Here is a 9,035-nt window from a genome sequence, read left to right on the forward strand (position 1 = left end):
GAAATAAAGGAATGCGATTAAAATCGGAGTTTGTAGAAATAGATAAGGTGATTCATGATGATATTGTCGAAAGAAACTATGAAGAGGATGGGACGTTGACACATCGTATCTTTACGTATGATAGAGAAAAACTATCTATACGATGTAATATCTTCCAGGCTCCTGGTCTTCATATTGTTGAATCTCAAATAAACACAGATATCCTATTGACTAATCATTGGCATGCACAAAGCCCACACGTCCGCTTTTTCTTTTATCTCAAAGGAAATTCGCATGTAATAAATGGAGCGGGAAATGAATCTTATACCCACCGAGCTGGAATGTTACAACGCAATTTTTTAGATACCGATGGTGGTGGCGGAACTATTTTCATAAAACCTGGTGAAGTTATGCATTCGATTATCATCAAAATGTCGACCGAGTTTTATATCAGTCTTATTAAATCAGAATCTTGGATAATAGAAGATAGCTTCCATCAGTACATTCTGTCTAAAAAGCCCAAAAACAGACCGAACGAGACCCTGTCCATGGACTTGAGAATGCTACAAATTATACAGGAAATCCTAGAAAGCAACGACATAGTTGAGCACAGGTACCATTTTCTAAAACTTAAACTACGTGAACTTTTATTCACTATACATCAGCAGACTCAATACGGCACAAATTCTCCCGAAGTTGCTTCTCAACCATCGGATAGCTTAGAAAAGATAAAATCTTACTTAGCACTACACTTAGACAATCCCCCTACGAGCGTAGAATTAGCTAAAATATTCTTCATGAATGAAAAGAAGCTCAAACAGAACTTCAAGGCTAAATATGGCACAACACTATATGCCTACGTTGTACAATTAAGAATGGAAAAAGCTAAAAAGTTATTATTAGAAAATCATAATGTTAATGAATTAGCAATACTCTTGGGATATCATAGTGTCTCGCACTTCATAAAAGTATTTAAGAATTATTACGGTTGTACTCCCAAAGAAGCATTGAGCAACTTTCGGGACATTGCACAACAGTAGTCTCCAAAAAGCGCAAAAGGAAGAAATCTATAGAAATCCTCCTTTTGAACAATTTTAGTTAACTGCCTACTATTTAATCTACTTTTAATTGTTTGCTTTGATCTTTTGATACTTTAGGACGAATACCTGTGGTACCGCCTCCAATAAGTGTTATATCATGCGGTTTATTAACCTTCCAATTTCCGTTAGTAAAATCAGGAATAGAAACCGTCCTACTATTTTTAGCCACAGACTCACAACTCAATGGAACAATTACAGACCAAGAAGCTCCTTCGTAAACGGGCTGATCAATTGGCAAACCATTTCTTAAACAGTCTATCAAACGCCAATCCATCATGAAATCCATACCTCCGTGCCCTCCAACTTGTTTGGCTTGCTCTCCGATATATTTAATCAATTGAGGTGTATACTTTTCGTACAATGATTTCATCTCTTCTTCCTTTATAAAAGAATGTCCGAATGCAATCCCTTCTTTAGGGTATTTTTGTGCAAAACCTTTGGTACCACTCAGCAAGTGAAGGCGAGAATACGGACGAGGAGAAGTGACATCGTGCTGCAACATCATCGTTTTACCTTTCTCCGTCTTGATTAAAGTAGTATCCATATTTCCGCGATATTTCTTACCGACAAACTCTTGATAAAACGAGTCTTTAGCTGCCATTTCGCGAGCAGTCTCTCCCATCATAAAATCAGCTGTCTGCATAGCTACAAGGTGGGTCATACGATCTCCACTGTTAATATTCAGACATTGCGCAATAGGACCCAGACCGTGAGTTGGATAAAGATTACCATTCATTTTGATATTCTCGCGCAAGCGCCACATATTGTCGTATCCATTTTTGCTGTTAAAATTCAAATCCAACAAATCATGAATATACGCCCCTTCTGCATGGATCAACTCCCCAAACATACCTTGACGTGTCATATTCAAAGTCAACATCTCAAAAAAGTCATAACAACAATTTTCTAACATCATACAATGTTTCTTTGTTGCTTCTGATACCTTTACAACTTCCCAACACTCTTTTACTGTTAAACCAATTGGGACTTCACAAGCCACATGAGCTCCTGCTTTCATGGCAGCAATACTCATCGGAGCATGAAATTCCCAAGGCGTACAAATATAGACTAGATCTATCTCCTCTTCTTTTAAAAGCTTTTCCCAACCACTATCACCAGAATAAGATTTTGCTTCTTTTAGACCTTTGCCTGTCAATATCGTTTGCGCCTTATCTACACGATCCGCATGTCTATCACATAATGCTACAATCTCTGTTCCCTCAATATAAGACAAACGATCTACAGCACCCGGCCCACGCATTCCCAATCCTATCACCGCTATACGCACTTTATCTATCTTAGGCGCAACATATCCCCACATATTAAACGATGTCGCCGCAAATGCTTCATTATTCAATGCGGGTAAGCTGATAGCTGCCGCTGAAAGGAAGCCCGCTTTCTTTAAAAAATCTCTTCTATTTGAACTCATATCTATCTTAGATTTACATTATTTTAAAAATCAAAGGGGACAACTAAGCCCCCTCTAAAATCACCTATTTTAAAACAAACTAAACAGTCTATTATAGAATAACCAATGTGTATTTACAGGCTTATTGGTTATAGATAACTGCTATTTTATCGTGTTACCTATCACAATAATAATCTATAAATACTGTAATAGAAAATAAAAAAACAACGCAAACGTTTGACTTAAATTGCGAAACCGATTGCCTAACAGAATCGTTACTGCGTCAGATCTATACTGCCAACTAGTTCTTTTAACATAGATTCCGCTAGCTTAGCTTGTGTCTTTGCCGTATTAAACCGAGAAACAGCATTGATGAAATTTTGTTGAGCGTCTCTAAATTCGACAGCACTAATTGTTCCAATACGAAACTTATCCAAGGTAATGCTCAAATTTTGTTTAGCTATCTGTTCGTTCCCTTCCTCAATCTGTGCTAAAGCCAAACTAGTTTGATAGTTCTGAAAAGCTTGGGTGAGTGCAGTCTCAATGATATTACGTTGCTTTTCAATAGCTAAATCAGCATTGTCTATCCTTAGTTTAGCAACCCGTTCGTTTCTTCTTTGATTAAAACCGTCAAAAATATTTAAAGCTGCAGTAACACCATAATTAAGTCCTCGAGAATTTGATTTTGCAACAAACCCTAAACTAGATTCGGATTCGGAAAAATTATACCCACCATTCAATCGAACTGTTGGGTAGCGATTTGATTTAATAGTTTTCAGTTCCAACTCCGCAAGCCGTCTATTGACACTGACACTCAATAAATCAGGGTTATGGATGCTCGCTTGATTTAACAAGTCAGAAAGCACCATTGACCTATCAATTTTTACTTCTCTCACTACATCAAAATCGGTCAATAAATTTCTTGCCATCAATCCATTCAACGCTGTTTTGAGATTCCCCACTGTCTCTAGTTGCCTTAATCTCGAAGATTCATCTTCATTTAGATTAACTTGTACATTAAGAACTTCCAAACGTGACGCTTTTCCTATAGAAAACCGATTTTCTGCAGTACGCAACCTTTCCTTGGAAATTAAGATACTTGAATCCAAAGCTATGAGTAAGTTTTGTTGTTCCACAATACTGTAATACGTGCGAATCACATCAGAAACCATCGTCACTAGTGTACGTTTCACCTGTATACCACCTAATTTCTCTAATTCCTTCAACGATTCATACCTAGAAAACATTCCTAGTCCATCAAAAATAGTCCAGCCTAAGCTGACACCATATGTCATATTATTATTTTTAGCATTATCCAATGCCCGGATATTGCCATCATTTTGAGTTTGTTTGGAGTTCTGTATACTATTACTTTGACTAAAATTTCCGGTCACTAGTGGCAGCATCCCAGCATTACCATAGGTTACATTTTCTGTTGCAACCTCTAATTCATTTTTTGACAACTTTATATCGTAGTTATTTGCCAATGTAATCTCAACTGCTTCCTGAACAGTCAGCAGATCCTGTGCAAAACTTGAGTAGCAAAATATCCAAATTGTTAAAAAAGCTATTAAATACTTCATATTATCCATCTATCTGGTCAAATTCAGGTCTTTTTTTGCGTTGGCGGGAAAACATCAAATAAAAACCAGGAATAACATATAATGTTAACAATAAAGAAAAAAGTGTCCCGCCAACAATAACAACCCCCATACCTACACGACTAGTCGAAGCTGCCCCGAATGAAAGAGCGATAGGTAGAGCGCCTAAAGCAATAGCAAACGATGTCATTAAAATAGGTCTTAAACGAGCCTCAGCTGCAAGAACAACCGCTTCAAACTTCTCATGCCCTTCTTCACGAAGCTGGTTTGCAAACTCAACGATTAGAATACCATTTTTTGTTACCAAACCAATAAGCATAATAGTACCTATCTGACTAAAGATATTCCAAGACTGATCAAAAAGCCACAGTGAAAATAATGCCCCACCCACCGCCATAGGAACTGTCAATAGGATAATGATTGGATCAACAAAACTCTCAAATTGTGCTGCTAAAATTAAAAATATCAAAAGTACTGCTAGACCAAATGCAAACATTGTATTAGAACCACTTTCAACAAAGTCGCGTGCTTCTCCCCCCAAATCTGTTGTAAAACTATCATCCAATACTCTTTCTTTGATAGCATCCATTGCTTCTATCCCCTTTCCCATACTTTGCCCTGGAGCGAGTGAAGCTGATACTGTCGCAGACATATATCGATTATTATGATACAGCTGAGGAGGACTGCTGTGTTCCTGGACTTCTATAATATTATCAAGCTGAATTAACTTTCCCTCTTTATTCTTAACAAAAATAGAAGTCAAATCAGTCGGCGTAGCCCGATCTTTTCGATCAAACTGCCCCATTACCTGATATTGCTTTCCATTCATCATAAAATACCCAAACCGCTGACCTGATAAGGACATCTGCAAAGTCTGTGCTACGTCCAGTACGGATACACCTAGAGCTTGTGCTTTTTCCCGGTCGATATGAACATACAATTCGGGTTTGTTAAATTTTAAATTAACATCCACCATTGAAAAGGTCTTATCCTTCGACAACTCTTCCATGAACTCTGGAATTTTCTCTTCCAACTTCTGAAAATTCGGAGCTTGGATAATATACTGAATTGGAGATCCGCCTCTTCGATTGACAGCAATCGTAGGCTGTTGAGAAACAGCTACGCGAGCCTCTGAATATTGCTTAGTCAAATGTGAAAGCTGGTTCACAATATCTTCTTGCGTACGTTCACGATCTCCAGGCTGAACAAGTCCTAATCGGACAAAACCACTATTCGCAGAAGAAGACCCAAATCCGGGTGAGGTAATAACCAAACTTACTTTTTTTTCGGGAACAGAATCATTGATCAGCATCGTCAATTCAGTCATAAATCGATCCATATAATCATAAGACACACCTTCTGGAGCAGTAGCCCGTAGAGATATGTAGCTTCGATCGTCATAAGGAGCTGTTTCCTTTGGCAAGAGCTGATAGAAGAAATAGATGAGTACGAAACATGCGCCAATAACAGCGATACTCAACCATTTTTTCCCTAGAAAACTACGTAGAGAGCCTTCATACTCCTTATTCATTGCTACAAAATAGCGTTCTGTACGTTCATAGAACCTAGAGCGTTTCTGTTCACCTCCTTTCATAAGGTAAGCATTCAACATAGGAGTCAGTGACAATGATACAAATGCAGATATGAGCACAGCAGATCCAATCACTATACCGAACTCTCTAAATAACCTTCCTACAAATCCCTCTAGAAAAATAACTGGCAGAAATACAGCTGCCAGGGTTACCGAAATAGAGATAACAGCAAAAAATATTTCATTAGAACCTTTAATTGCAGCCTCAATCGGAGACATCCCCTCCTCTACTTTCTTAAAAATATTTTCAGTCACAACGATTCCATCATCAACTACAAGTCCGGTAGCGAGAACGATAGCCAATAATGTCAACACATTAATAGAAAAGCCACAAAGATACATGATAAAAAATGTAGCAATAAGAGATACCGGTATATCAATCAAAGGCCTAAATGCTATACTCCAATTCCGGAAAAAGACGTAGATAATTATAACAACCAATACGATAGATATCAACAATGTTTCGACTACTTCTAACACCGCTTTCTTTACAAACTGTGTATTGTCAATAGCTACATTAATTTCGAATCCTTCGGGTAGGTCGACCTCTAAACGATCATATTCTTCATAAAACTCTTTTGCTATATCGAGATAGTTCGTACCTGGTTGAGGAATAACTGCTAAACTTACCATTGGATAACCAGAATCAGACATCTTCGTTTCAAAATTCTCTGCTTCCAACATTGCTTGTCCGACATCACTTAATCTAATAATCCGATTTTCTTCTACTCTGATTACAATATTATTAAATCCTTCTTCTGTCGACAGATTACCTATTGTTTTTACAGCTAATTCAGTATTTGCTCCAGTAAGCTTACCTGACGGCAGTTCTACATTCTGACTATTTAAAGCAGATCGAACATCTAATACAGTCAATCCATAAGATGCAAGTTTGATCGGATCTATCCATAAACGCATTGCGAACTTTTTTTGCCCCCAAATCTGTACAGAACTTACGCCAGGTATCGTTTGAAGTCGTTGAGCAATTACGTTCTCCGCATAATCAGACAGTTCAAGGACATTCTTTGTAGCACTTTGAGCAGTCATTGTAATAATAGGTTCAGAATCAGCGTCAGCTTTGGAAACAACTGGAGCAGCATCAATATCCTGAGGCAGGCTCCTCAAAGCTTGAGAAACCTTGTCACGAACATCATTTGCTGCCTCCTCGAGATTCTTATCCAAATTAAACTCAATTGTAATATTACTGGTTCCTTGATTACTCGAAGAAGATATATTACGTATCCCATCAATGGAGTTTATAGACTTCTCTAATGGTTCTGTAATTTGAGACTCTATGATCTCTGCATTGGCTCCTGCATAACTAGTTCGTACAGATATCTGTGCGGGATCTATAGACGGAAACTCTCGAACACCCAAAAACGTATATCCTATAACTCCAAATAATATTAACAATAGATTCATTACTATTGCTAATACTGGTCTTTTAATACTTAAAGTTGATAAACTCATACCTTCTACTATCTAAATGTCACTTTTACTGGACTACCATCCCTTAATGACATAACTCCAGAAGTTAATACGGTATCTCCATCTGAAATCCCCTTTGTAATCAATACTACCGAATCCGTCCGTCCTCCAGTTTCAACTAAAACCTCCTTAGCTTTGCCACTCTTCTTCAAAAACAGCTTCTTCCCATTCTGAATCGGTATCAATGCCTCCGTAGGTACGAGTAAACCATCGCTTATTGTCTCCAAAGGAAACCTCACATTAGCGAAGGATCCAGGTATCAACCTATTGTTTCCATTTTCTGCCACAGCTCGTACCCGCAATGTACGAGTACTCTCTTCTATTAATGGTTCCACCGCATAAATCCGTGCATAAAATACTTCATCCGAACCTTGAACAGTAAACCTTACCGATTCCCCAACCTTTACTTTAATAGCGTATTTCTCCGGAATAGAAAACTGCAGCTTAATTCGCGTTAAATTGACTAATTGTGCTATTGGCGTCGTAGGTGTAATATAACTTCCTTTTGATATACTCCGCAATCCAATCTTTCCTGCAAACGGAGCCTTGACTACCGTCTTATCGAGTTGGGCTTGAATTAGCTGTATCTGCGCCTTAGCACTTCGATATTCAGCACTTGCTACATCATACTCTTCACGGCTAATAGCTTCCTTTTCTAACAATAATCTGGCTCTACGTTCGTTCTCTTCCGCTAAATTACTTTTTGTCTGTGCTTGTTCTAATTGTGCACGTAATTCAGAATCATTAATTTTAATAAGTGTCTGTCCCTCCGTAACCATTCCACCCTCTTCAAAATTCAATCTTTCAATAAGTCCTGAAATTTCGGCTTTTAAGTCCACAATCTCATTTGCTTCAATTCCTCCTGTCAACGACAAATAGTCAGAAAAAGCCTTTCCGATAACAACCATTCCATAAACTTGGGTTTCTTTACGAGTTTTGTCTTCTCTTCTTTGGTTAGCATTGTTCTTTTCTTTATTCTTCAGCAGCCTATAACTAACTAATCCTGAAGTTATTAAAAACAAAACAAGCAAAAATATTCCTACTTTTCGATTCATAATTTATTTTGGGAAATGTATTTTATCCATACTCCTGTTACAATATAAGCTATATTGACGTAGAAAACATGTAAAATTATTATTATTATAACTAAAAAAGAACATAGTTGTTAACAGACAGATATTATCTATAAAACATTCACTATACACATCAGAACTATTCCAAGTATGATAAATTAGATGACAAGCAAAAAAAAACTTCAGTTTCCTGAAGGAGATTCGTATCAAACAATGCGCAGGTTAGCGTATACCCTCCCATCTGTTACTGCGATACTATAGATTCAGAAAAAACGTATAACAGAAAAGCCCCTCCAGTTTCCTGAAGGGGCTTTGTATAAAAAAAGGCACCGACCTACTCTCCCACCTGTTACGGCAATACCATCGGCTCTGGCGGGCTTGACTTCTCTGTTCGGAATGGGAAGAGGTAGACACCGCCGATATAGGCACCTGAAATATCTTAAGCTCATCGCTGTTGCATAACAGCTATAGCCTGATTGACATGTTATTGAAAGAAAAAGAACAGTCAGAGAAGACAACAGGTCTATCTGCTTGGAAAGCTTCGGGCTATTAGTACTACTCGGCTTTGGTCTCTCAACCTTTACACCTGTAGCCTATCAACGTTGTCATCTCCAACGACCCTGTAAGGAAGTCTCATCTCGTGGCTAGTTTCGCACTTAGATGCTTTCAGCGCTTATCTATTCCCGACGTAGCTACCCAGCCGTACACCTGGCGGCATAACTGGTTCACCAGCGGTCAGTCCATCCCGGTCCTCTCGTACTAAGGACAGATCCACTCAAACTTCCAACGCCCACA

General features: G+C 38.2%; 5 protein-coding genes and 2 rRNA genes. 1 reads left to right on the forward strand and 6 read right to left on the reverse strand.

Features of this window, described 5'->3' with window-relative positions:
• The first annotated feature begins 11 nt into the window (after positions 1–11).
• Positions 12–1,019, forward strand: a complete 1,008-nt coding sequence (locus M472_RS44605; RefSeq protein WP_021070992.1) for a helix-turn-helix transcriptional regulator — start codon at positions 12–14, stop codon at positions 1,017–1,019.
• 73 nt (positions 1,020–1,092) lie between these two features.
• On the opposite strand, the gene M472_RS36845 is transcribed toward M472_RS44605, so the two are convergent.
• From M472_RS36845 to M472_RS36870, 6 genes are all read right to left on the reverse strand, one after another.
• Positions 1,093–2,508 carry a Gfo/Idh/MocA family protein gene (locus M472_RS36845; RefSeq protein WP_021070993.1) on the reverse strand — a complete coding sequence of 472 codons (1,416 nt, stop codon included), beginning with the start codon at positions 2,506–2,508 and terminating at the stop codon, positions 1,093–1,095.
• Positions 2,509–2,762: 254 nt separating this feature from the next.
• On the reverse strand, positions 2,763–4,070 hold the full coding sequence (locus M472_RS36850) for a TolC family protein (RefSeq protein ID WP_031301839.1): 1,308 nt from the start codon (positions 4,068–4,070) through the stop codon (positions 2,763–2,765).
• Position 4,071: 1 nt separating this feature from the next.
• The gene (locus M472_RS36855) at positions 4,072–7,149 is read right to left on the reverse strand and encodes an efflux RND transporter permease subunit (protein WP_022829388.1); all 3,078 of its coding nucleotides are present in this window, start codon (positions 7,147–7,149) and stop codon (positions 4,072–4,074) included.
• A gap of 8 nt (positions 7,150–7,157) precedes the next feature.
• A complete protein-coding gene (locus tag M472_RS36860; RefSeq protein ID WP_021070996.1) occupies positions 7,158–8,222 on the reverse strand; it encodes an efflux RND transporter periplasmic adaptor subunit in 1,065 nt (354 codons plus the stop codon).
• Positions 8,223–8,561: 339 nt separating this feature from the next.
• Positions 8,562–8,673 (reverse strand): 5S ribosomal RNA (rrf, locus tag M472_RS36865).
• A gap of 96 nt (positions 8,674–8,769) precedes the next feature.
• Positions 8,770–9,035 (reverse strand): 23S ribosomal RNA (locus M472_RS36870); the annotation flags it as partial.

Source organism: Sphingobacterium paucimobilis HER1398 (genome assembly GCF_000416985.1).
Lineage (GTDB): Bacteria > Bacteroidota > Bacteroidia > Sphingobacteriales > Sphingobacteriaceae > Sphingobacterium > Sphingobacterium paucimobilis.

Coding starts and splice junctions, on each gene's coding strand:
- M472_RS36860 (WP_021070996.1), bottom strand. CDS start 8,222: ATGAATCGAAAAGTAGGAATATTTTTGCTTGTTTTGTTTTTAATAACT.
- M472_RS44605 (WP_021070992.1), top strand. CDS start 12: ATGCGATTAAAATCGGAGTTTGTAGAAATAGATAAGGTGATTCATGAT.
- M472_RS36850 (WP_031301839.1), bottom strand. CDS start 4,070: ATGAAGTATTTAATAGCTTTTTTAACAATTTGGATATTTTGCTACTCA.
- M472_RS36845 (WP_021070993.1), bottom strand. CDS start 2,508: ATGAGTTCAAATAGAAGAGATTTTTTAAAGAAAGCGGGCTTCCTTTCA.
- M472_RS36855 (WP_022829388.1), bottom strand. CDS start 7,149: ATGAGTTTATCAACTTTAAGTATTAAAAGACCAGTATTAGCAATAGTA.